Source organism: Vreelandella venusta, from assembly GCF_044809155.1.
GTDB lineage: Bacteria > Pseudomonadota > Gammaproteobacteria > Pseudomonadales > Halomonadaceae > Vreelandella > Vreelandella venusta_B.
The window spans coordinates 3,559,852-3,581,836 of record NZ_CP085241.1 but is presented as its reverse complement, the minus strand read 5'-3'; the positions used below and the strand labels follow the sequence as shown (position 1 = coordinate 3,581,836).

At 56.2% G+C, this 21,985-nt stretch carries 24 protein-coding genes; 15 read left to right on the top strand and 9 right to left on the bottom strand.

The genetic code is table 11. The annotated features are described in order from the left end of the window. Positions 1-144 precede the first annotated feature (144 nt). The 3 genes from nhaD to LG301_RS16575 all read left to right on the top strand — a co-directional run bounded on the left by nhaD (position 145) and on the right by LG301_RS16575 (position 3,737). Complete coding sequence (gene nhaD, locus LG301_RS16585; protein WP_404472266.1) at positions 145-1,611, top strand: sodium:proton antiporter NhaD; 1,467 nt, start codon at positions 145-147, stop codon at positions 1,609-1,611. A 165-nt stretch (positions 1,612-1,776) separates the two neighbouring features. Then, complete coding sequence (locus LG301_RS16580; protein ID WP_404472264.1) at positions 1,777-2,691, top strand: GNAT family N-acetyltransferase; 915 nt, start codon at positions 1,777-1,779, stop codon at positions 2,689-2,691. Positions 2,692-2,912: 221 nt separating this feature from the next. Then, the gene (locus LG301_RS16575; RefSeq protein ID WP_404472262.1) at positions 2,913-3,737 is read left to right on the top strand and encodes a c-type cytochrome; all 825 of its coding nucleotides are present in this window, start codon (positions 2,913-2,915) and stop codon (positions 3,735-3,737) included. A 120-nt stretch (positions 3,738-3,857) separates the two neighbouring features. Here the strand turns inward: LG301_RS16575 and rep are convergent, their stop codons facing one another. Then, positions 3,858-5,927, bottom strand: a complete 2,070-nt coding sequence (rep, locus tag LG301_RS16570) for a DNA helicase Rep (RefSeq protein WP_404472260.1) — start codon at positions 5,925-5,927, stop codon at positions 3,858-3,860. 96 nt (positions 5,928-6,023) lie between these two features. Here rep and LG301_RS16565 point away from each other — a divergent pair, with 96 nt between their 5' ends. Next, on the top strand, positions 6,024-6,497 hold the full coding sequence (locus LG301_RS16565) for a tRNA (cytidine(34)-2'-O)-methyltransferase (protein WP_404472258.1): 474 nt from the start codon (positions 6,024-6,026) through the stop codon (positions 6,495-6,497). A 9-nt stretch (positions 6,498-6,506) separates the two neighbouring features. Here LG301_RS16565 and pyrE read toward each other — a convergent pair whose 3' ends face one another. Beyond that, on the bottom strand, positions 6,507-7,172 hold the full coding sequence (gene pyrE, locus LG301_RS16560) for an orotate phosphoribosyltransferase (protein ID WP_404475312.1): 666 nt from the start codon (positions 7,170-7,172) through the stop codon (positions 6,507-6,509). 151 nt (positions 7,173-7,323) lie between these two features. Here pyrE and LG301_RS16555 point away from each other — a divergent pair, with 151 nt between their 5' ends. Then, positions 7,324-8,091, top strand: coding sequence for an exodeoxyribonuclease III (locus LG301_RS16555; RefSeq protein WP_263066615.1), 768 nt, complete (start codon positions 7,324-7,326; stop codon positions 8,089-8,091). 90 nt (positions 8,092-8,181) lie between these two features. On the opposite strand, the gene rph is transcribed toward LG301_RS16555, so the two are convergent. Continuing rightward, on the bottom strand, positions 8,182-8,931 hold the full coding sequence (rph, locus tag LG301_RS16550; protein ID WP_404472256.1) for a ribonuclease PH: 750 nt from the start codon (positions 8,929-8,931) through the stop codon (positions 8,182-8,184). Positions 8,932-9,059: 128 nt separating this feature from the next. Between rph and LG301_RS16545 the strand changes: the two genes are divergently transcribed. Beyond that, the gene (locus LG301_RS16545; RefSeq protein ID WP_404472254.1) at positions 9,060-9,938 is read left to right on the top strand and encodes a YicC/YloC family endoribonuclease; all 879 of its coding nucleotides are present in this window, start codon (positions 9,060-9,062) and stop codon (positions 9,936-9,938) included. Between the two features lie 25 nt (positions 9,939-9,963). On the opposite strand, the gene LG301_RS16540 is transcribed toward LG301_RS16545, so the two are convergent. From LG301_RS16540 to LG301_RS16530, 3 genes are read right to left on the bottom strand one after another with little or no spacing between them, the layout of a single operon-like run. Continuing rightward, a complete protein-coding gene (locus tag LG301_RS16540; protein WP_404472252.1) occupies positions 9,964-10,164 on the bottom strand; it encodes a hypothetical protein in 201 nt (66 codons plus the stop codon). Next, on the bottom strand, positions 10,139-10,513 hold the full coding sequence (locus LG301_RS16535; RefSeq protein ID WP_404472250.1) for a HipA N-terminal domain-containing protein: 375 nt from the start codon (positions 10,511-10,513) through the stop codon (positions 10,139-10,141). The genes LG301_RS16540 and LG301_RS16535 overlap by 26 nt, the downstream gene beginning before the upstream one ends. A 19-nt stretch (positions 10,514-10,532) precedes the next feature. After that, positions 10,533-10,844, bottom strand: a complete 312-nt coding sequence (locus LG301_RS16530) for a helix-turn-helix domain-containing protein (RefSeq protein WP_404472248.1) — start codon at positions 10,842-10,844, stop codon at positions 10,533-10,535. A gap of 346 nt (positions 10,845-11,190) precedes the next feature. On the opposite strand from LG301_RS16530, the gene ppk2 reads away from it, so the two are divergent. The 3 genes from ppk2 to LG301_RS16515 all read left to right on the top strand — a co-directional run bounded on the left by ppk2 (position 11,191) and on the right by LG301_RS16515 (position 13,961). Continuing rightward, the gene (gene ppk2, locus LG301_RS16525) at positions 11,191-12,273 is read left to right on the top strand and encodes a polyphosphate kinase 2 (protein WP_404472247.1); all 1,083 of its coding nucleotides are present in this window, start codon (positions 11,191-11,193) and stop codon (positions 12,271-12,273) included. Positions 12,274-12,411: 138 nt separating this feature from the next. Further along, a complete protein-coding gene (locus tag LG301_RS16520) occupies positions 12,412-12,987 on the top strand; it encodes a histidine phosphatase family protein (RefSeq protein ID WP_404472245.1) in 576 nt (191 codons plus the stop codon). Positions 12,988-13,085: 98 nt separating this feature from the next. Next, positions 13,086-13,961 carry a pirin family protein gene (locus tag LG301_RS16515; protein WP_404472243.1) on the top strand — a complete coding sequence of 292 codons (876 nt, stop codon included), beginning with the start codon at positions 13,086-13,088 and terminating at the stop codon, positions 13,959-13,961. A 6-nt stretch (positions 13,962-13,967) separates the two neighbouring features. Here the strand turns inward: LG301_RS16515 and LG301_RS16510 are convergent, their stop codons facing one another. Then, positions 13,968-14,579, bottom strand: a complete 612-nt coding sequence (locus LG301_RS16510) for a DNA-3-methyladenine glycosylase family protein (RefSeq protein WP_404472241.1) — start codon at positions 14,577-14,579, stop codon at positions 13,968-13,970. Positions 14,580-14,786: 207 nt separating this feature from the next. Between LG301_RS16510 and LG301_RS16505 the strand changes: the two genes are divergently transcribed. Further along, complete coding sequence (locus tag LG301_RS16505) at positions 14,787-15,998, top strand: MFS transporter (RefSeq protein ID WP_404472239.1); 1,212 nt, start codon at positions 14,787-14,789, stop codon at positions 15,996-15,998. Positions 15,999-16,090: 92 nt separating this feature from the next. Then, a complete protein-coding gene (locus LG301_RS16500) occupies positions 16,091-16,354 on the top strand; it encodes a hypothetical protein (RefSeq protein WP_404472238.1) in 264 nt (87 codons plus the stop codon). A gap of 9 nt (positions 16,355-16,363) precedes the next feature. Here LG301_RS16500 and LG301_RS16495 read toward each other — a convergent pair whose 3' ends face one another. Continuing rightward, on the bottom strand, positions 16,364-17,059 hold the full coding sequence (locus tag LG301_RS16495) for an extensin family protein (RefSeq protein ID WP_404472236.1): 696 nt from the start codon (positions 17,057-17,059) through the stop codon (positions 16,364-16,366). 227 nt (positions 17,060-17,286) lie between these two features. Between LG301_RS16495 and gmk the strand changes: the two genes are divergently transcribed. The 4 genes from gmk (at position 17,287) to LG301_RS16475 (ending at position 20,931) form a co-directional block, all read left to right on the top strand. Beyond that, positions 17,287-17,919 carry a guanylate kinase gene (gene gmk / locus LG301_RS16490; RefSeq protein WP_404472235.1) on the top strand — a complete coding sequence of 211 codons (633 nt, stop codon included), beginning with the start codon at positions 17,287-17,289 and terminating at the stop codon, positions 17,917-17,919. Between the two features lie 90 nt (positions 17,920-18,009). Further along, entirely contained in the window at positions 18,010-18,264 is a 255-nt protein-coding gene (rpoZ, locus tag LG301_RS16485; protein WP_263066638.1) for a DNA-directed RNA polymerase subunit omega, read from the top strand. 49 nt (positions 18,265-18,313) lie between these two features. After that, positions 18,314-20,446 (top strand): RelA/SpoT family protein, encoded by a 2,133-nt coding sequence (locus LG301_RS16480; RefSeq protein ID WP_404472233.1) that lies wholly within the window; start codon positions 18,314-18,316, stop codon positions 20,444-20,446. A gap of 95 nt (positions 20,447-20,541) precedes the next feature. Further along, the gene (locus LG301_RS16475; protein ID WP_404472231.1) at positions 20,542-20,931 is read left to right on the top strand and encodes a RidA family protein; all 390 of its coding nucleotides are present in this window, start codon (positions 20,542-20,544) and stop codon (positions 20,929-20,931) included. Between the two features lie 124 nt (positions 20,932-21,055). Here LG301_RS16475 and LG301_RS16470 read toward each other — a convergent pair whose 3' ends face one another. After that, positions 21,056-21,937, bottom strand: a complete 882-nt coding sequence (locus tag LG301_RS16470) for an SDR family oxidoreductase (RefSeq protein WP_404472229.1) — start codon at positions 21,935-21,937, stop codon at positions 21,056-21,058. Positions 21,938-21,985: the final 48 nt, after the last annotated feature.

Below are 21,985 nucleotides of genomic sequence, written 5' to 3'. Positions count from 1 at the left end.
AATTAATTGCAAAAGCAGCGATAAAAGCGCTTTACAGGATGCGACGAATGGCCGCATCTTATGCGCAATCGCTGCGTTGCAGCACTCTGTTAGTGTGCTTATTATCGTGGCGATATTCCCTCACCTCGTCAGGACCTCGCCACCATGAAACCACCTAACGTCCTTGCAATGCGGCAGGCTACTTGCCGGTTTGCTTGGTTGTTGTCGGCACTTTGTTTGTTTGCTTTTCCTAGCCTCTCCTATGCAGCTTCCGGCCCTTTAGATCTTACCGCTTCGTTTGCGGGTATTGCCTCTGTTGCTATCTTCGTTCTTGCCTACGCCTTGGTAATGAGCGAAGAGCTGATCCACATGCGCAAATCCAAACCTGTACTCGTGGCCGCCGGTCTTATTTGGGCACTAGTGGCGTGGGTTTATGTACAAGCCGGCATGCCGCACGAAGCGGAAGCGGCGTTTAAAGAAACGCTGCTTGAGTACACCGAGTTGTTACTGTTCTTGCTGGTGGCGATGACCTACATCAACGCCATGGAAGAGCGCCGTATCTTTGATGCCCTGCGGGCATGGCTGATACGTAAAGGTTTCAGTTATCGTAGCTTATTCTGGATTACGGGCTGTCTTGCCTTCGGCATTTCTGCCATTGCCAACAACATGACCACGGCGATGCTAATGTGTGCGGTGGTGTTGAAAGTCGCAGAAGGCGATAAAAAATTTATTAGCCTGTGCTGTGTCAACGTGGTGGTGGCATCCAATGCAGGCGGCGCGTTCAGCCCGTTTGGCGATATCACCACATTGATGGTGTGGCAGGCAGGCCAGGTACCGTTTGGCGGCTTCTTTGCGCTACTGATACCTGCCATTGTCAATTTCATCGTGCCGTCGGTGATTATGAATTTCTTCATCGTCAATCGACAGCCTGCCGCGCTTACTGAAAACGTCTGGTTAAAGCGTGGCTCGCGCCGCATCATCGCGCTGTTCCTGCTGACCGTGGCTATTTCCGTGCTGTGCCACTCGGTTCTTTATCTACCGCCTGCGATGGGTATGATGTTTGGCCTTGGCCTGTTGCAATTCTTTGGCTACTACCTGCGGCGCAGCCTGCCGCGCTCACTAGAGCGCAAGCGTGAGCGTTACTCTCGTCGCGGCGACTGGAAGAAGCTTGAGCAACTGGGCAGCGTCGTGCCTTTTGATATCTTCAGCCGTATTGCCCGCTCAGAGTGGGATACGCTGTTATTTTTCTATGGGGTCGTGATGTGTGTAGGCGGCCTGGGATTCATGGGCTATTTGAGCCTCTTATCAGAAACTCTCTACGGTAACTGGAACCCAGTGTGGGCCAACGTCGTCTTGGGGCTGATTTCAGCGGTGGTCGATAACATTCCGGTTATGTTTGCCGTGCTTTCCATGGCGCCAGATATGTCGCAGGGTAACTGGCTTCTGATTACCTTGACGGCTGGTGTGGGTGGTAGCCTGCTTTCGATGGGTTCTGCAGCGGGAGTTGCGTTAATGGGGCAGGCACGCGGTATTTATACCTTTGCGGTTCACTTGCGCTGGGTACCGGCTATTTTGCTGGGTTATGCTGCAAGCATCATGGCCCATCTATGGATTAACGCAGCGCTGTTTTAAGTTCGCGGCTAACGCCGTTAGGTAAAACAAAGCGCCCCCTATCATTGATCGGGGGCGTTTTGGTAAAAGCGCAGCAGCATCGACACTTAGGGCGTCTTCAACCAGTAACATGCGCATATCAACAGATGACGCTTTTTTTCACGGCTGGCTAATTAGGAACGTAACATGACAAGCGATTCTCCTTTCGGCCACCGCTCCTCAGCCATCACAGTAATGCCGTGCCCACCGGAGCAGCGGCGTGAAGCGCTGCTGCATTTAGCGGCGGTACATGACCCTGCCCAACAGCCTGCTTTACAGCAGGCTTTATCCAGCGTCAAAGGTGGGCCTGACACTGTTTGGCAGGGCCTTTGGATAGCCACCCAAGCGGGCCATATCGACGCTGCTGCCTGGGTGCAGCCATTGGCTAACCAAATGGCGCAGCTTTGGCTTCCCAGGCAGCATAATTCAGCGGCTGATGCGCTGTTGAACGCCCTACAGGGCTGGGTAAGCGAGCAGCCGATTGCGCTATGCCATGTGGCGCTAAACGATGGCACAACCACCTGGGAAACGGCATTAGTCACCCACTCTATGCGGACACTTGCCACCCTGGAGCACCTTGTGTGGCCGTGCCAAGCGGTTCCATCGCACGATAATCGGCTACTGCTAAGCCCCTTTGTTGAATTGGCCCCTGCTCAACAGCGGGCGCTGGTAGCGAAGGTGAGCGAAGGCTCGTTAGACTGCCCAGGGCTTCGCGAAGCGCTCACCATCGATGCGCTGCTTGCCGGGTTTTATGGTCAAGCGCCGAATGCACCAGACCATTGGTACCAGGTATGGCATCAGGGGAAAACAGTGGGCGTACTGCTACTTGCACCCGACCCTGTGAGCCAGCGCTGGTCACTGCAACTGATGGGGCTGCTACCTGAGTGGCGAGGTAAGGGGCTTGGTAAGTCAATCATTGAAAAAGCGCAAATGCTGGCTAATAAGGCAGGCGCCCGCGACATAACGCTCACCGTTGATACGCAAAATACGCCAGCAAAGCGTGTATATGCTCAGGCAGGGTTTACGCGCTATGCTCAGCAGCGTTTACTGGCATGGTGTTAATTTGTCCATCGTGACACCGTTTTTAAACCGCTAAATAAAGCACAGAGTACGGCATAGGTTGAATTGCCGCGCTTAGTAGCATTTTCTTACGCTTGGCGTTCTCGGTATACTAATACGATATGCACGTCTTGGCGTTTCGGTTGCCGCAGGTTGATGATGTCGCTGCCGCGCGCAGGGTTAAGCACAAAACGTTTTATGACAAAACTCAAGAGGTGGTGAGAGTGAAATCTAAGCTGATCATGAGCGGGCTGGCGGCCCTAGGCGTCATGGCAGGCACATCCGGTGCTTATGCCCAAGACGCAGCACGAGACGCAATTGCTGAGCGCTTAGCGCCGGTAGGCCAACTCTGCTTGCAAGGCCAAGACTGCGGTACCGCCGCTGCCCCGGCCGCTGCGAGCAGTGATGGCGGTGGTGACGAGATTGATGGCGCAGGTATCTATAACAATGTCTGCATGGCGTGCCACGAAACTGGTGCAGCGGGTGCCCCTATTCGCGGTGATGAAGCGGCATGGGCTGAGCGAACCGAACAGGGTTTTGCCACCCTGCTGGAACACTCCATCAACGGTATTGGTGCCATGCCTGCCCGCGGCGGCAACCCCAACCTGTCAGACGAAGAGATGGAAGCGGCGACAGCGTATATGGTCGAGCCTGTCATGGAAGTTCCTGAGCTAGGTGGCGGTGACGAAGGCGCGGCTGCTGAAGCAACTGACGAGAGTAGTAGCGACGAGATGGCGGCGGCAGATGCTGCGGCCAGCGAAGATGAAGCGGTCGCCAGTGAAGAAGACGCTTCCAGCGGTGGCAGCGGTTTAGACGGTGAAGCGCTTTACGCCAGTGCGGGCTGTGTGGCGTGTCACGCCGCTGGCGTGGCGGGTGCACCGAAGATTGGCGACGCTGAAGCTTGGGGCCCGCGTATTGAGCAGGGTACCGACGCACTCTACCAAAGCGTCTTCAACGGTAAAGGCGTGATGCCGCCGCGTGGTGGTAGCAGCGCTTCCGATGAAGAGATTATGGCCGTGGTGGATTACATGGTCTCGCAAGTACAGTAAAGGCTAGCGGCCCGCCCTTATGGGGCGGGTAGGCCAAGCGTTATAAAATATCCACAGGTGGGTGCTCCAACCCCCCTGTGGATATTTTTTTGCGCGATACATCGCGCTTGCCCAGCACGCTTACCCCAGCAGCGAGCGCAGCCCAGCAATGGCATCCTTACCGCGTGCCTGCTTTTTCTCCGGGTCTTCTTTATCGGCGCGGCCCTCCCACTCCAAGTCATCAGCGGGCAGCTCATCCAAAAAGCGGCTGGGTTGGCAGTCCATCAGTTCGCCATAGGCCTTGCGCTGGCGTGCGAGCGTTAGCGTCAGCGTGCGTCGGGCGCGGGTGATGCCGACATATGCCAAGCGGCGCTCCTCTTCCACGGTGCCCATTTCGATGGCGTTACGGTGGGGCAGCAGATCCTCCTCCAGGCCCATCAAGTAAACGTGGGGGAACTCTAGCCCTTTCGAGGCGTGCATGGTGAGCAGCTGCACCCGGTCCGAGTCATCCTCTTCGGCCTGTTGCTCCAAAATATCCCGCAGCACTAAGCGTGAAATGGCCGCTTCTACGCCGTCGGTTTCCGTTGCGGTAGAGTCATCTGCGTCTTCCGGATCGCGGTTGAGCGACTTCTCTAACTGATCAATCAAAATCCATACGTTGGCCATGCGCCGCTCGGCAATAGTAGGGGCGCTGGCGTTTTGGTAGAGCCACGCCTCGTAATCCATATCCCGCAGCATATCGCGGATCGCGGCAATGGCATCGCCCTGATCCATCCGCTTGCGCACACCATCAATAAAGTGGGTAAAGCGCGATAGCCGCTCCACGGCGCGGGTAGGTAGGGTTTGCTCAAGCCCTAGCTCATGGCAGGCGGCAAACAGCGAAATCGAGCGCTCGGTGGCATAGTTAGCGAGCTTTTCCAGCGTACCGGGGCCAATCTCGCGGCGGGGCACGTTGACGATGCGTAAAAAGGCGTTGTCATCGGCGGGATTAATCAGCAGGCGCAGGTAGGCCATGGCGTCTTTAATCTCGTTACGGGAGAAAAACGACGTGCCGCCAGAGAGTTTGTAGGGAATTTGGTAGTGCTGAAGCTTGAGTTCTAATAAACGCGCCTGGAAGTTGCCCCGGTAGAGCACCGCAAAATCCCGCCACTCGGCTTTCTCTTTGATGCGCCGGGTGAGCATTTCACTGGCGACCCGCTCTGACTCCGCCTCTTCATGGCGGTTAACGATCACACGAATCGGCGCCCCGTCGCCCATATCCGACCACAGGGTTTTGTCGTAAACGTGGGGGTTATTGGCAATCAGCGTGTTGGCAGCGCGCAGGATGGTGCCGGTGGAGCGATAGTTCTGCTCCAGCTTGATGACTTTCAAGCGAGGGAAATCCTCCCCTAAGGTGACGAGATTTTCCGGCCGCGCGCCCCGCCACGCGTAAATCGACTGGTCGTCGTCGCCTACCACGGTAAAGGTGGCCCGTTCCGCCATCAGCAGCTTTACCAGCAGGTACTGGGAGACGTTGGTGTCCTGATACTCATCCACCAGCATGTAGTGGATTTTACGCCGCCAGCGGGCCAGCGCCTCAGGGTCGCGCTGTAAGAGCACCACCGGCAGCAGAATTAGGTCGTCAAAATCCACCGCGTTGTAGGCTTTCAAGTGGCGAACGTAGGCTTCATAGACGCGTGCGGCGAAGTGCTCGTCATCGTCGGCCGCGAACGAGAGCGCATCCCCCGGCAGCACTAGGTCGTTTTTCCAGGTCGAGATTTTGGCCTGCACGGCGTTGATCTGCTCGGCATCCACCTGGGCATCCTTGTTCATCAAGTCGCGCAGCAGCGCCTTGGCATCCTCCGGGTCGAACAGCGAAAACCCCGGCTTGTAGCCCAGGGTTTTCAGCTCGCCGCGAATGATGTTGAGGCCCAGGTTGTGGAAGGTCGAGACCGTTAGCCCGTGACCCTCTTTGCCCTTGAGCATTTGGCCCACCCGCTCTTTCATCTCCCTGGCGGCTTTGTTGGTAAAGGTCACCGCGGCAATTTTGCGCGCGCTCATGCCACACTCTTGCACGAGGTAGGCAATCTTGGTGGTGATCACGCTGGTTTTGCCCGACCCCGCGCCCGCCAGTACCAGGCAGGGGCCATCGATGTAGCGCACCGCTTCTTGCTGGCGTGGGTTGAGCCCTTTGATACGGCTAAGAATGCTCTTTGGCGGCTGGGGCATCATGGTGAAGGGTGACCTCTACAAGTGTTTCGGGGCAATTTCTATTACAATCAGCGGCGCTGGGCGAACGCACAATGAGTTAATAATAGGCAGGTGGTAATGTTTGAAGTAGCGCTATTTGAACCGCGTATGGCACCCAACACGGGCAACATTATGCGCCTAGTGGCGAACAATGGCTGCCGATTACATTTAATTGAGCCACTGGGCTTTGATCTCGAAGAGAAAAAGCTACGTCGCGCTGGCCTAGACTACCGCGACCTTGCCAACGTGACGCGCCATGCGGATTTTACGGCGTTTTACACCGCCATGCAGGGGCGTACTATCTGGGCGATTACCACCAAAGGCACCCGTGCCCACAGCGACGCGGCTTTTGCGCCGGGAGACGTGCTGCTGTTTGGCTCAGAAACCGCCGGACTCTCCCCGGAGGTGCACGCTATGCTGCCGGCTGTGCAGAAACTGCGCATCCCCATGCAGCCCAATAACCGTAGTTTGAATCTTTCCAACGCGGTCGCGGTGGTGAGCTATGAAGCGTGGCGCCAGCAAGGCTATGCTGGCGCATTAGACAGCGAGTAACAGGCAAGACTAGCCAGCGATGCCGTAGCGGTCGCGATAAGCGCGAACGGCCTCGGCGTAAGCCAGCATTTCGCCGCCCGCATGCTCTTCTAGATACGTCAGCACTTGCTCTAAGGTAACGATACTGACCACTGGCATGCCGTACTGGGCCTGTACTTCCTGAATAGCGCTCTGTTCGCCTTGGCCGCGCTCTTGACGGTCAAGCGCAATAATAACGCCGCCTGCGCGAGCGCCGCTTTGCTCAATCAGGCTCATTACTTCGCGGATCGCAGTGCCCGCGGTGATCACGTCATCAATGATCAAAATATCGCCAGAAAGCGGCGCACCCACGATGTTGCCGCCCTCGCCGTGGGTTTTGGCCTCTTTACGATTGAACGCATAAGGCATATCCCGGTCGTGGTGGTCGGCTAGGGCCGCTGCGGTGACCGCCGCCAAGGGAATGCCTTTATAGGCGGGGCCAAACAGTACATCTGCCTGCAGGCCGCTATCGACAATCGCTTGAGCGTAGAAGCGGCCCAGCTTAGCGAGCGCACGGCCGGTTTGAAACAGCCCTGCATTGAAAAAGTAAGGGCTTACTCGCCCCGATTTAAGCGTGAACTCGCCAAACTTGAGCACGCCCTGCTCAATGGCGAAGGCAATGAAATCGCGTTGATAGGGTTGTAGAGTGGTGGCCACGGTGGTCTTCTCTTCTCGGTAGGAGTGGTCGATAAGAATGTAAGTCAAACGCAACAATAAAACGGGGCTAAATAGCAAGATTAGGTTTGTCTATTTACCCAAACGTCTAAACGTCGGGTATCATACAGCAGCGACGCAAAAGGGACGATTTATGAAAATTGCCAGCATCAATGTCAATGGTATACGTGATGCCGTCGACCGTGGCTTCCTGGACTGGCTGGCTCAGCAGGATGCCGACGTGGTCTGCGTGCAGAACATCAAGGCGAAAAGTTTTGAACTGGATGACCACATCCTCTATCCGGAAGGCTACGAAGGCTACTTCCTGGATGCCGAGGAGGATGGTTTCTCCGGTGTGGCGCTTTATTGCCGCAAAATCCCTAAAGCCATTATGTACGGCTTGGGGTTCCCTCAGTGCGATCACGAAGGGCGCTTTCTGCAAGCGGATTATGACCGCTTCAGCATCGCCACGTTCTTGATGCCTGATGGAAGTGACCAAAAAGCCAAACAGGCGTTTATGGAGCAGTACCAAGAGTACCTGACGAAGATGTCCCGCAAACGTCGCGAATACATCATCTGCGGTACTTGGCACGTTGCCCATAAAACCATCGATTTGGCCAACTGGTCGGACAACCAGCTCACTTCTGGTTTCCGCCCGGAAGAGCGTGCCTGGATGGATCAGGTGCTTGGCCCCACCGGCTTTATCGACACCTTCCGCGAAATTAATCGCGACGCTGGTGAATATACCTGGTGGCCAAAGCTCGACCAAGACGTGCCCCGTGAGCGCCAAGAAGGCTGGCGGATCGACTACCAGCTGGTCGGCCCCAACTTCCGTCGCCATGTGGTCGACGCGTGGATTGATTACGATGCGACCTTCTCTGAGTTCGCACCGTTGATCGTTGAGTATGACTTAGCGCTGTAAGCGCTCACTTTCCCGCGTCGCGTTACCCGTCTCAGCAACAGGCCAGCGTAAAAGCTGGCCTGTTGCTTTACGGTGTTTAACCGCACACCCTTAGCCGCGAATGCCCAGCGCTTCACGCTGCTTTTCGCGCAGCTCATCACCGGCTTTTTCAGCCAAATCCAGCATGGCATTCAGCTCTTGACGGTTAAACGCACCGGCTTCCGCCGTGCCCTGCACTTCAATTAGCTCGCCGCTTTCAGTCATTACCACGTTCAAGTCGGTGTCGGCTTTGCTGTCTTCCGGGTAGTCCAGATCCAGCACCGGCACGCCTTTGTAGATACCCACCGAAATCGCGCTGACCAGCTGCTTAAAGGGGTCGCCTTTGATCTTTTTCTCGCGCTGTAAGTAGCGAATCGCATCTACCAGCGCCACGCAGCCACCGGTAATCGCCGCCGTACGTGTGCCGCCATCGGCCTGGATCACGTCGCAATCCACGGTAATGGTGAACTCGCCCAGCTTCTTCAAATTCACCGCCGCGCGCAGGCTGCGGCCAATCAAACGCTGAATTTCCAGGGTGCGGCCACCCTGCTTGCCACGGGTCGCTTCACGGCCGCTGCGGGAGTGGGTGGCGCGGGGCAGCATGCCGTACTCAGCGGTAATCCAGCCCTGGTTTTTACCGCGTAGCCAGCGAGGCACGCCCGCTTCCACACTCGCGTTGCACAGCACCTTGGTATCGCCAAACTCCACCAGCACAGAGCCTTCTGCATGGCGAGTGTAGTCGCGGGTTAAGCGAATTTCACGGAGCTGGTCGGCTTCGCGACCGCTGGGGCGAACAACATCAGGACGCTTAGCACTGCTCACAGATAGCACCTCTCACAATAAACGCGTTTCAGGGAAAAGCCGTCCATTGTACACGTCTGAGCGTGCGCTGATGGGCCTATCGGTTAGACTGTCCGGAACCCACTAATATGGATAGGATGCATCGACCCATGGCCGCTTCCCGCCGCGTACACAGCATGACCGCCTTCGCCCGCACCGAGCAGGCCGCCCCGTTTGGCACCCTGCAGGTCGAGATTCGCTCGGTGAACCAGCGCTACCTAGAGCCGCACTTTCGCCTTCATGAAAGCCTGCGGGATTTAGAACCGGTGCTGCGCGAAGCGCTGCGTACCCGCCTGGCCCGAGGCAAGGTAGAGTGCAGCCTGCGGTTCGAGAGCGCCGACACCGCCCAAGCACCGGCAGTGAACGCCCAGCGCCTAAAAGAGATTGCCGATGCCCTGGCCGCCATTCAGCAGCAGGTGCCCAGCGCCGTGCCGCCCACGACGCTTGCGCTGCTCAACCAGCCCGGCGTGATGGAAACCCAGCACCTCGACCAAGAGGCCATTAAAGCCGCCGCCAAAACGCTATTTAACCAAGCGCTGGATGAGCTGATCGACGCCCGCGCCCGCGAAGGCGAAAAGCTCGCCGAGATGATTACCACTCGCCTAGACGCCGTCAGCGAGCAAGTGGCCACCGTACGCAGCCTGCTCCCGCAAATTTTGGAACGCCAGCGCGCCCAGTTGCTAGAGCGTTTAGAAGTCGCCAAAACCGAACTCGACCCCCAGCGCCTGGAAGCCGAACTGGTGCTGGTAGCGCAAAAAGCCGACGTAGATGAAGAGCTAGACCGCCTCACCGCGCACATTGAAGAAGTGCGCCACCAGCTCGCCCAAAAAGGCCCCAAAGGCCGCCGCCTGGACTTCCTGATGCAGGAACTTAACCGGGAAGCCAATACGCTCTCGTCTAAATCCGTGGTAGCAGAGACGACCCGCTGCGCGGTGGAGTTGAAGGTGCTGATTGAGCAGATGCGGGAGCAGATTCAGAATATTGAGTGATATTTCTCGCGGCTAACGGTCATTGTTAGCCGTTAGGCAGGCGGAAGTCAGTATGTAGGCGCTTCCAATGTTCTCGAAGCGCCTGCTTATGAAGCTCATACATGGGTAGCTCTACCAGTGCGTTAGGCCACAGGGTGCGCGCTTTATCAAGCGTGTCATCCAGGTGAGGCTTGATTAAGCGCCAAGGAATGTCGGCTTTTTTAGCCCACTGCTGAAAGCTTTCCATGGAAGTTTGATACCACGCTTTTTGGCCCGCTAAATTGAGCGCAGTAGTACGCTCGTTTTCCATGGTCAATATGGGTTTTCAAACTATGCGCGAGCAGCTCACGCAGCGCACCTTCAGGCAGCAGGTTAGATAATAAGGGATGCAGCCGTTGGTGCTTCGACCAGTCTCTCGCTAAGATCTCTTCCGATTTAGGGAAATTAGGGTGCGTAATCAGGCTTAGCGTTGGGCGCTCAGAATTGTGGCGAAATTCATCAGCGAACAGCAGGATATTCTTACCATGGGAGTAACCAGCAAGATGGCCTACCACGCTCCCATGCAAAGAGAGCTGCAGAATACTCAATCGATCCATTTAGCCCGCCTTTAAACGGTTATTCATCCCCTAATAAGCCTTTCCAAGGATTATCGATGACGCTATCGCTGGTATCTTCCTCATTGGGAGCCGCTGCGTCTGCCGTATGGCTCGCGAGTAGAGCCAACACGGCGTCGCGCTTCTCATGGGGGATCAGCATAATCTCGCTATTCAGCCCTTTAGCCACCAGTTCTAACGTGTTAAGGCGCGGGTTGCCACTGGCTTCAAGCCGCTGATACTGCTGGCGCGACATTCCCACCCGCATCTGCATGTCACTCTGCTTGAAACCCAGCTCAACACGGCGCGTTTTGATCTGATCTAGTAGCGGCATAGTGATGTTGTCAAATGAGTTGCTTTTTAGTCTATGACAACACATTAGTTGCTATTTTTGTTAAAAGCAATTTATAAGATTACAACTTTATGCAAGTGCGTAGTGCTTGATGGGTGTTAAAACCTCGTTAAGTGCAATGGCTGTATTCACGGCTTGGCGTACCTGCCCGCGTACTTTCTCTATCTGGTTTGTGCCGTCGCCGGCAGGTGGCCTCGCTCAGGTGCAAAAAAGTCGGTTCACACAGCTGTTCTGCTTGGTGTTTTTGATGCGCATCACGGTAGGGCGCATCAGCATTTTATATGATGGTTAGCCCCGCTGTCGTGAACGTTGATAAGAGAGAAGTACAATGGACAAAACAAGCTGCGATAACAAAACGGCAGACACGCTATCCAAAGGGCAGCCCTCATGGGTAGATGAATTTAGCGTTGTGAAGAAGACCCACGGTGCCCAAGAGGCGCAGGCCGTCGCCATTGCCGATATATTGGGGTTAAAAGGCCCGCTGCCTGAGCCTCATGAAGAAACGCTAAAAGCGGTTGCTGATATTATTGAAGGTGCGTCATTGGATGACGTGGCTGAGCTGAAAAAAGCACTGCTGCATTGGAAACAGTTCGAAAAAGGCCGCACGGTTTCAAAGGATGAAGCGTTAGTCGACGATTGGCGCTCTGCGCCGTACCCCTATAAGAATCGGCTGTCTCGTAAAACGTACGAAAAGCAGAAATACTACCTTCAAGTGGAATTGCTAAAGCTCCAAGCGTGGATTAAAAAAACGCGTCAGCGTGTCGTTATTATCTTTGAAGGTCGCGATGCTGCAGGAAAGGGCGGCACTATTAAGCGCTTTATGGAGCATCTAAACCCACGTGGCTCCCGGGTTGTAGCGCTTGAAAAGCCAACAGAAACCGAGCAGGGGCAGTGGTATTTTCAGCGCTACATTAAACACCTGCCAACGCACGGTGAGCTCGTTCTGTTTGACCGCTCCTGGTACAACCGGGCGGGCGTCGAGCGGGTCATGGGGTTTTGCACCGACCAGCAGCATCAGGACTTTTTACGTCAAGCGCCTGAACTTGAACGCAACTTGGTGGGCAGCGGAGTGCATATCATCAAGTTCTGGTTTTCGGTCAGTCGTGAAGAGCAGCAGCGCCGTTTTAAAGAGCGTGAACTGCACCCACTCAAACGTTGGAAACTGAGTCCAATTGATTTGGCATCGCTGGAAAAGTGGGATGAGTACACGGCGGCTAAAGAGACCATGTTTTTCCACACGGATCACTCTGAGTGCCCTTGGGTGGTCATCAAGTCGAACTGCAAAAAACGTGCGCGCCTCAATGCCATGCGCTACGTGTTAAATGCATTCGATTATGAGGGCAAAGATATTAATAACATTGGGGCAACTGACCCCTTGGTGGTAGGTCGCGCTGAGTTTTCAAACGGCTAAAGCCCGATGAAGAGGTGGTCTCGGTTCGTAGATAGGCAGTGCATGGCTAGCAGCGAGTGCTACTGTTAACTTAGCACCGCTGGTACTAGCAACACGCTGGTCAAATGGTTCTCCCACATTGATCGAGGATGCCCTGTCATGCGGATGTTGCGCTACCTCTCTTTCGTCCTACTGCTCGGTATGCTGAGCATTTTGCCCCTCACCACCCACGCCAACCCCACCACTTGGCAAGCGCTACAAGAGGGCGGCCTGGTCATCCTCATGCGCCACTCTCTTGCTCCCGGTATCGGTGACCCGCCGGGGTTTGTGTTGGAAGACTGCGAGACCCAGCGCAACCTTTCCAGCGAAGGGCGTGCCCATGCGGTGGCAGCAGGGCAGGCGTTGCGGGAGCGGGGCGTGGCGATTGATGCGGTGTACAGCTCCCAGTGGTGCCGGGCGTTGGAAACCGCTGAGCTGATGGCGCTGGGGGCGGTGGTGCCTGCGCCGTGGCTGAATTCGTTCTTTCGTGGGCGTGGGGATCAGGTGGCCATTACCCAAGCGGCTCGTGAGCGTATTGCGGGGTGGCAGGGGCCGGGTAATCTGCTGCTGGTGACGCATCAGGTGAATATCACGGCGCTGACCGGTGGGGGCGTTAGCTCCGGGGAAATGGTGATCGTGCGCCCTCAAGAGGAGGGTTTCACAGTGGTGGGACGGCTGAACGTTCCCAGCCGTTAAGGCTTTCTATTCATTTCCTTCAACGAACCGGGGAAAATTATTCGCTCCTCATCCGTAAGCTTAGGTTTTACGCTGGGCGTATTGATAAGGAGAGCGTTATGTCATCAGCCAATACTCCATCCGTTCGCCGCGTGGTCGCTCAGCATCCTGCTCACCGGGATGATATTGGTGATCTGGTCACCCGCCGACCGCTGCCAGGGCCGGGGTTGGATCAGCTCGATCCATTTCTGTTTTTGAATCACCACGGCCCGCAGATTTATCCGGCAAACAATCAGGGGCTGCCCTTTGGGCCGCACCCGCACCGTGGGTTTGAAACGGTGACGTTTATTTTGGAAGGCTCGCTGGCCCATGCCGACAGCGCCAAGCACCAGAGCGTGATTCACGCAGGCGGCGTGCAGTGGATGACCGCAGGCAGCGGCATTGTGCATGCGGAGATATCGCCGGAGGCGTTTTTGCGCGAGGGCGGCCCGCTGGAAATCTTGCAGCTGTGGATCAACCTGCCGTCTCGGCTGAAGATGAGCGAGCCGCGCTACGTGGGCTTGCAGCAGGAGGGCATTCCTGCGGTTCCACTGGCGGGCGGCGGAACGCTCAACCTGATTGCGGGGGAGTGGCAGGGGCAAACAGGCCCGGTTGAATCGCTGACGGGCGTATTCATGTCGACGCTGGCGCTGCCTGCTGGCACGCATGAGCGGCTACCTGTAACCCCTGGGCGGCAGGTGTTTCTGTACGTGGTGAGTGGCAACGTGACGGTGGGCGGCGAGCCTGCCAAGGCGCACCATTTGATCGAAGTCGACCGTGACGGTGAAAGCCTGAGCATTGAAGCAGCGAGCGATGCGCGCCTGCTGTTTGGCCATGGCGAGCTGATGGATGAGCCGGTCTACTCCCACGGCCCCTTCGTGATGACGACGCGCGATGAGATCGTCCAGGCGGTGGAGGATTACCAGAACGGTAAATTTGGCGGGCTTACGCTTTAAAGACCGCTAAACCGGCTCGCCGCGATAGTAGTGCCATAAAAACAGCGACCCCACGCTGCGCCAGGGCGACCAGTGCTCCACCATCTGGCGAGCCTGCTTCGGCGTGGGTTTGTTCTCCATACCCTTCAAGCGGCCTAGCGCTACCCTTAACGCAAGGTCGTCGGCAGGGAAAATATCGGGGCGCTGGAGCGAGAACATTAGGTAAATCTCCGCGCTCCAGCGGCCAAACCCACGCAGCTGGGTAATCGTAGCAATGGCCTCGTCATCGCTGAGATGCGCTATGCCATCGGCGCTAAAGGTGCCCGAAAGCTCTGCGTCGGCCAGCCCTTTAGCATACTCGATTTTTCGCCACGATAGTCCCGCATCGCGCAGCGCTTGGCCTTCCACCTCCATCACCGCCTTGGCGTGCAGTTCCGGCAGCAGCGTATTCACCCGGCCCATAATCGCCCGAGCGGCCTCGGTGGATATCTGCTGGCTGACGATTGTCGAGAAGAAGGTCGCAAAGCCTGGGTCGCGTTGGCGCGGGTTGGGCGCGCCGACTAAGGGGTAGGCGCGAGCAATGTCGGGGTCGGCATTGGCCAGTGCCTGCATGGCGTGCTCGATGGTGCTGGAGGTCATAACCGGCTCACTTAATGAAAAGATAATCGTAACATCCTAGCAGTTGCCTCTTGGATGCTGCTGCGTAAGTGTCCAACGGGCTAGCCCTTTGCGTGCTAACTTTTTTAGTGGCGTATATTTCTACTTTTGTCTAATCCTGACATCATTTGTCGCTATCCAAGACCGTTTTATAAGCAGGCGCTTTTTCCAGCGCTTGGGGAGAGAGGTATGCAAGAGTCGTCATCGGGGCTGGCGCGTAACCCGCGATTGGCAGAGTTTGTTCTGGCGCTGGGCGGGTTCGGCATTGGCACCAGTGAGTTCGTCATTATGGGGTTGATGAACCGCGTGGCGGAGGATTTAGCCGTGACGGTGCCCCAAGTAGGCTATGCGATTAGCAGCTACGCACTGGGTGTGGTGGTGGGCGCACCGCTGATCTCGACACTGGCGGCAAGGGTGCCCAGGCGGGCATTGCTGATTGCGCTGATGCTGGTGTTTGCCGTGGGCAATATTGCCAGCGCCATGGCGCCGGGGTTTTGGTCGTTTGTGGGTCTGCGCTTTTTGGCGGGGCTGCCTCATGGTGCTTACTTTGGCATAGCGGCGCTGGTAGCAGCAGGGGCGGTGCCAATTGACCAGCGGGCACGGGCCATTGCTCGTGTGATGATGGGGCTTACCGTGGCCATTTTGATTGGCGCGCCGCTGGGTACTTGGGCGGGCAATCTGTTTGGATGGCAAATTGCCTTTGCCGGTGTAGGGGTGGTTGCGCTGCTCACCGCGCTGTTGATTCGTCTCTGGGTGCCGGTTCAGCCGTTTGATGCCCATGCCAGCCCGTTGAGAGAGCTCTCTGCACTGGTGAAGCAGCGGGTGCTGGTCACCATCGCGATTGCCTGTATTGGCTGCGGCGGTATGTTCTCAATCTTTAGCTATGTGATGCCGACACTGACTCAGCAGGCGGGCATGAGCGAAGCGCTGGGGCCGCTGGTGCTGGTGATTTTTGGCCTGGGCTCTATCGCCGGTAATCTGGTGGGCGGGCGCATGGCGGATAAAAACCTGATGCGGGCCATTCCTACCATTTTAGTGTGGTGCGCCGTGGTGCAGGGGCTCTTCTACTTCGCTGCTAACAATGTATGGTCAGGACTGCTGTTTGTGGGGTTGGTAGGGACTAGCATGGCGCTGGCGCCTTCGCTGCAAACCCGCTTGATGGACGTGGCCGAAGATGCCCAAACCATGGCAGCGTCCATGAACCACGCAGCCTTTAACGGGGCGAACGCGCTGGGAGCGTGGCTGGCGGGCTTGGTCATCAGTGCGGGCTTTAGCTGGTCGAGTACGGGACTAGTGGGTACTGGGCTGGCGCTGTGTGGTTTAGTGATTTTTGCCTGGGGACGCTGGTTAGAAAACCGCACTTTTCCCGCAGAGCCTGCCGCTGTTAAGGGCTATAAATAAGCCGTGGCTAAACAATGTGGTGGGGATTTAAAGTGGCAAAAAGCGCGCAACGTTCCTAGGGTGTAAAGGTGCAACCCATAAGGAGGTGATCTATGCATAACCTATTGAAGACATCGCGCGTTGCAACCCTGCGCTTCGTAACTTTAAGCGCTATTGCCGCATTAATGCTGTTTCTGGCGGGATGTGGTTCAACCACTGGCGAGCGCGCCACTAGCGGTGCCGGGGTAGGCGCAGCCGTTGGCGCCGGGGCCGCCGCGGCCACAGGTGGCAGCGTGACACAAGGAGCTGTGATTGGGGGTGGCGTGGGTGCCGCCACTGGAGCCGCCACGGATGAGGACGATATCAACCTCGAATAACTCGCCCCACTAGCGGCATAGCCTGAAGCCGCGCATGCCTAGATGAAAGTGGTCGGCGTGTGCGGCGTTATAGTCTGGCCCGAGCACGTTGCCGAAGGTATCACACGCGCCATCTCTCGCTGCGCGTAAAAATGTTCCCGCGTCGCCTTCGTCCTTCCAGTCGTTAATCAGCGCAATCTGCTGGCCATTCTCAAACTGAAAGCCCACCACGTCTAACGCTTCTGCGGTGGCGTGTTCACTGCGCCTACCTGTTTCACGGCCATACACATTGCGACAGGCAAAGCTGCCCACATGGTTGACCTGTGCTATGGGGCTGCCCATGATTTCCAGGGCGGCAGGTTGTAAGGCGTGGTGTTCATACATCACCCAGGCCAAGGCCAGCGGGCAACTAGCGACAAAGCTTTGGTTAAAGCGCACGCTGCTGGAGTGCATACGTACCACGTTGCTGAGCGGACAATTAGCCGTCGGTGTGTAATCAGCGAGCGGCGTGTAGCGAAGCTCGCGCTCAGGTACCGTATCCAACACCGCCAGGCAGGCCTCACGATTATCATTTAAGCGTTTGAGTTTGAGCTGGGTAACGGGAGTGATCGGGTCGTCGACATGCAGTGCCGCCCAGGGTGCCCAGTGGCGGGGTATCTCGATAACCCCTTTATGTAGCGCCGTTCCAAGCGCAATTAAGCATAAAATAATTACCGTACTGCGCATGCTGATCTCCTTATCACTGCGCGCGAAACCCTACAGCCCACGCTATGGGTGTGCGATACTGCACGTTACTTTATGCATGTTTGTATATGGCAACTGCGTGCAATAGTAGCGCTGCTAATAACGACATAAGGTTGGCGCGGTTATCTGCATCGTCTGTTTGGCCAATCGTTTTAGCCACGCTTTACACGCTTTTTTGCTAACTTTTTTGCTAATTAGGGAAGCGCTTCATGTCCCAGGGTACGCTTTTTATCGTGTCTGCCCCATCGGGTGCTGGCAAAACCAGCTTGGTTCGCGAGCTGATTGAGAGCCTGGACGGTATTCAGGTGTCGGTATCGCACACCACGCGCAGCAGGCGCGAAGGGGAGGTAGACGGCGTTAACTACCACTTTATTTCTGTGCCCGAGTTTGAAGCAAAGATCGCAGATAGCGACTTTTTTGAGTATGCCAAGGTCTTTGATAATTACTACGGCACGTCGCGCCAAGCCGTACAAACGCTGCTGGATGCTGGGCAAGACGTTATCTTGGAGATTGACTGGCAGGGTGCTCAGCAGGTACGTCAACAGCTCGCTTCTGCGGTGTCGATTTTCATTCTGCCACCATCGCGCAGCGAGCTGGAGCGGCGTCTTGCCAGCCGTGGCACTGATGAGCATGCGGTGATCGCCCGGCGCATGCGCGATGCGGTTAGCGAGATGTCGCATTATGATGAGTACGACTACTTAGTCATTAACGACGACTTCACCACTGCCCTGCAAGAATTGCAGTCGCTGGTGATCAGCCGCCGCTTAACACGGGCCGCGATGCAAAAGCGTCACGCACCGTTGCTCGACGCGCTCTTGTCACAGGCGCCTAGCGTCGAGTAATCTATCAGGTTCTATCACCACTCTTTTTTCGCTGGCCGGCAACGTTATCTAACAACGCCGGCTTGGCGTCGTCATTACAGGAAGGCCCCCATGGCTCGCGTAACCGTTGAAGATTGTCTGGAAAATGTTGAAAACCGCTTCAAACTGGTGATGATCTCTACTCATCGTGCGCGTCAACTGGCGCGCGGCTCGCGCGATACACAGCTGGCGTGGGAAAATGATAAGCCCACCGTGGTGGCGCTGCGTGAGATTGCAGCGGGCCTGGTCGATCACACGATTCTTGACGAGCCAGTTGAAGCCCCAGTACGCACGCGTCCTGCAATGACGCCTCATATCGACGACTAAGCTTGAAAACAGAACCACTAGGGCTACGAACCGATTAGAGGCGCGGTAAATGTTCACCATCGATGACCTGGCCGACCGACTTGGCGGCTATTTACCCCCGGACGAGATCCAGCAGGTCAAGCGCGCCTTCTACTACGCCGAGCAGGCTCACGATGGTCAGCGTCGTCGCTCTGGCGAGCCCTACGTTACCCATCCGCTCGCCGTCGCCAATATTCTCGCCAATATGCACATGGACCATCAGAGCCTGATGGCGGCCATGCTGCACGATGTGATCGAGGATACCGGCGTCTCAAAAAAAGCCCTGGTGGCACAGTTTGGTAAACCGGTGGCTGAACTCGTCGATGGCGTCTCCAAGCTAACGCAGATCACCTTTGAAGATAAAGCCGTTGCCCAGGCGGAGAATTTTCAAAAAATGGTGTTGGCGATGTCGCGGGATATTCGCGTCATTATCGTTAAACTGGCTGACCGGCTGCATAATATGCGCACGCTGGGCGCGCTGCGTCCGGATAAAAAGCGCCGTATTGCCCGCGAAACGCTGGAAATTTACGCGCGTATCGCCGGGCGTCTGGGCATTAATACCATCCGGATTGAGTTAGAAGATCTCTCTTTTCAAGCTATTCATCCCATGCGCGCCGAGCGTATCAAACGTGCGGTGGCTAGCGCGCGGGGTAATCGCCGTAGTGCCATGCGGGAAATCCAGTCGTCACTACAGCAGAGCCTGGATGACGAGGCGCTGCCGGGAACGGTTGTTGGTCGTCAGAAGCATTTACTGTCGATTTATAAAAAAATGCGCGACCAGCGCAAGCCGTTCGCGGAAATTATGGACGTGTTCGGGTTTCGCATCATTACCGAAGATGTGGCCAGCTGTTACCGTATTCTTGGCGTGGTGCATAATCTCTACAAGCCGGTACCGGGGCGCTTCAAAGACTATATTGCTATACCCAAGGCGAACGGCTACCAAAGTCTCCACACCACGCTGTTTGGCCAGCGAGGTATGCCGATCGAGGTGCAGATTCGCACCCGTGAAATGGAAGCCATGGCCAATAACGGGATTGCCGCCCACTGGCTTTACAAAGCGGGGCAAACCGATCATCCGATTGCCGAAGGTAGCCATGCGCGCGCCCGCGCCTGGGTAAAAGGGCTGCTGGAGATGCAGCGCCACGCAGGTGACTCCCTAGAGTTTATTGAACACGTCAAAAATGACCTGTTCCCCGATGATATCTACGTGTTTACCCCTAAAGGCGACATCATGGAGTTGCCTCAGGGTGCCACAGTGATTGATTTCGCCTACAGCGTGCATACCGATATTGGCAATAACTGCATTGCCTGCCGTATTGATCGTCACCTCGCTCCGCTTTCCACCCGGTTAGAAAGCGGCCAAACGCTGGAAATTATCACTGCCCCGGGGGCTAAGCCTAATCTAGCGTGGCTGAATTTTGTAACGACAGCTAAAGCGCGCTCGGCCATTCGCCACGCGCTTAAACACCAGCAGCAGGCTGAGGCCATTATGCTGGGCCGCCGGTTGCTGAATAAGGCGCTGACGCCGTTTGAAACCAGTTTAGAAGAGCTGGATGAGGGTGTTTTCAGCCAAGCGTTTAAAGAACTGGATGTCACCTCGCTGGATTCGCTGTTGGAGTCGCTGGGGCTAGGTAACCGAATGGCCCACGTGGTGGCGCGGCGGTTAGTCGATGTCGCCCACGGCGACCGTCGCGACCAACCCCTGACGGAAGGCAACGATAAAGCCGTCGTGATTAGCGGCAGTGAAGGCATGGTGATCAACTTCGCCCGCTGCTGCCACCCGCTGCCCGGTGACCCGGTGGTCGGCCATCTCTCGGTAGGCAAGGGGCTGGTGGTGCATCGCAGCGAGTGCCGCAACCTCGCCGATTTGAAGAATGATCCTGAAAAGCTATTCGCGCTTGAGTGGTCGGAAACGATTGAAGATGACTTCCCCGTTGCGCTGCGCATTGAAATTGAAAGCCGTCGCGGGCTGGTGGCCGAACTGGCCGGGCTGGTGACCGATGCGGATGCGAATATTGAGCGCATTGGCATTGAGGAGCGTGACGCACGCCTCTCTACGATTAATTTAACCCTATCGGTGAAAGGGCGCGTTCATCTTGCCCGTATTATCAAGCGTATCCGTAACTTGCCTAACGTTAGCAAAATTACCCGAATGGCGAATTAACAGCCCATACCTGCGGGCCTCCGGCAAAAGGTGGCAGCACGGGTGATGGGTAAAAATAATCAGTTTAAACCGTTAAGGAAGGAGCACGATCACCCATGAGCAATAAAGCCGTTATCAATACCGAAAAAGCACCCGCTGCCATTGGTCCCTATTCACAGGCGATTAAAGCAGGCAATACGGTGTATATGTCGGGTCAGATCCCCCTCAATCCAGAGACAATGGAGATCATCTCTGAGGATTTCGAAGCCCAGGCACGTCAGGTATTCACCAACCTGCAAGCGGTATGTGAAGAAGCGGCTGGTTCGCTGGGCGATATCGTTAAGCTCAACCTATACCTTGTTGATCTAGACAATTTTGCCATTGTAAACAAGGTGATGGAGGAGTTCTTCTCCCAGCCGTTCCCGGCCCGCGCAGCGGTAGGCGTGAAAGCGCTGCCTAAAGGTAGCCAAGTAGAAGCCGAGGCCGTGATGGTCATTGGTGACTAAACGCCACGGTTTAATGTGACGTTTAATGGGTAGGTATAAAAAAGAGCGGGCTGTTTCAAACAGCCCGCTCTTTGCATTGTGGTGCCACTAACACGCTAAATAGCCGCACAGGTGCGTTTAGATGTTACGCCTTTTGCGCTTCTAAAAAGCCGCCCTCTTTAAGCACTTGGGCATAGCCCTCTTTGTAGCTTGGGTAGCGAAACTCATAGCCAGTCTCAAGAAGTCGGCTGTTATCGCAGCGCTTGCTGGTACGGCGGCGCAGCGGTGACTGCATGGTCTCAGACGACTCTACTTTCAACTGTTTGGCTAGCCACGCCATCACGTTGTGCATGGTAACCGGTTCGCAGTCGCTCCCCAGGTAGAGGTCGGAAAGGGGCTGGCCCTTCTCTTGGCAGCGAATTAAATGCGCCAAAATACCGGTGCAGTCGTCCCGGTGAATACGGTTGGAGTAAATCACCGGCGTTACCGGGGAGATACGGCCTTCTGCTACCTGATGAATCAGCCGGTCTCGGCCTGGGCCGTAGATGCCCGAAAAGCGCACGACGGTACCGGGTAGCGAATGGTTGAGCAGCGCCTGCTCCGCTTCACACATCAGGTTGCCGGAGAAGCTGGTGGATTCAGTCGGGCTTGCCTCGTTGACGACCTCGCCCTCTTGCTGGCCATACACGCTGGTCGATGAGACGAAGAAAATACGCTTTGGCGGCTTTTTGTGCTGTTCCAACACGCTTAATACACGTTTAAGGCCATCGGGGTATGCGCTTTGATAGGCGCTCTCTTCAAAGCGGTCGGCGCTGACGGTGTAAATCACGTAGTCGGCTTGAGGCAGTGCTGTCGCATCGGCGCCTTCAAGATTGTTGAGATCCAGCGCTAGCGGCTCAATGCCACTACCCTGTAAGGCATCAGCGTGGCGGCGCAAACCAATGACGCGATGCCCCTCGCTGAGCAGCTCACGACCTAAGGTAATGCCGATATCGCCACAGCCGATAATCAATACAGTTAGCTTCACCTGGCTCACTCCTCTTGATAAATATTCCCTATCAGATACAAAGTCTCT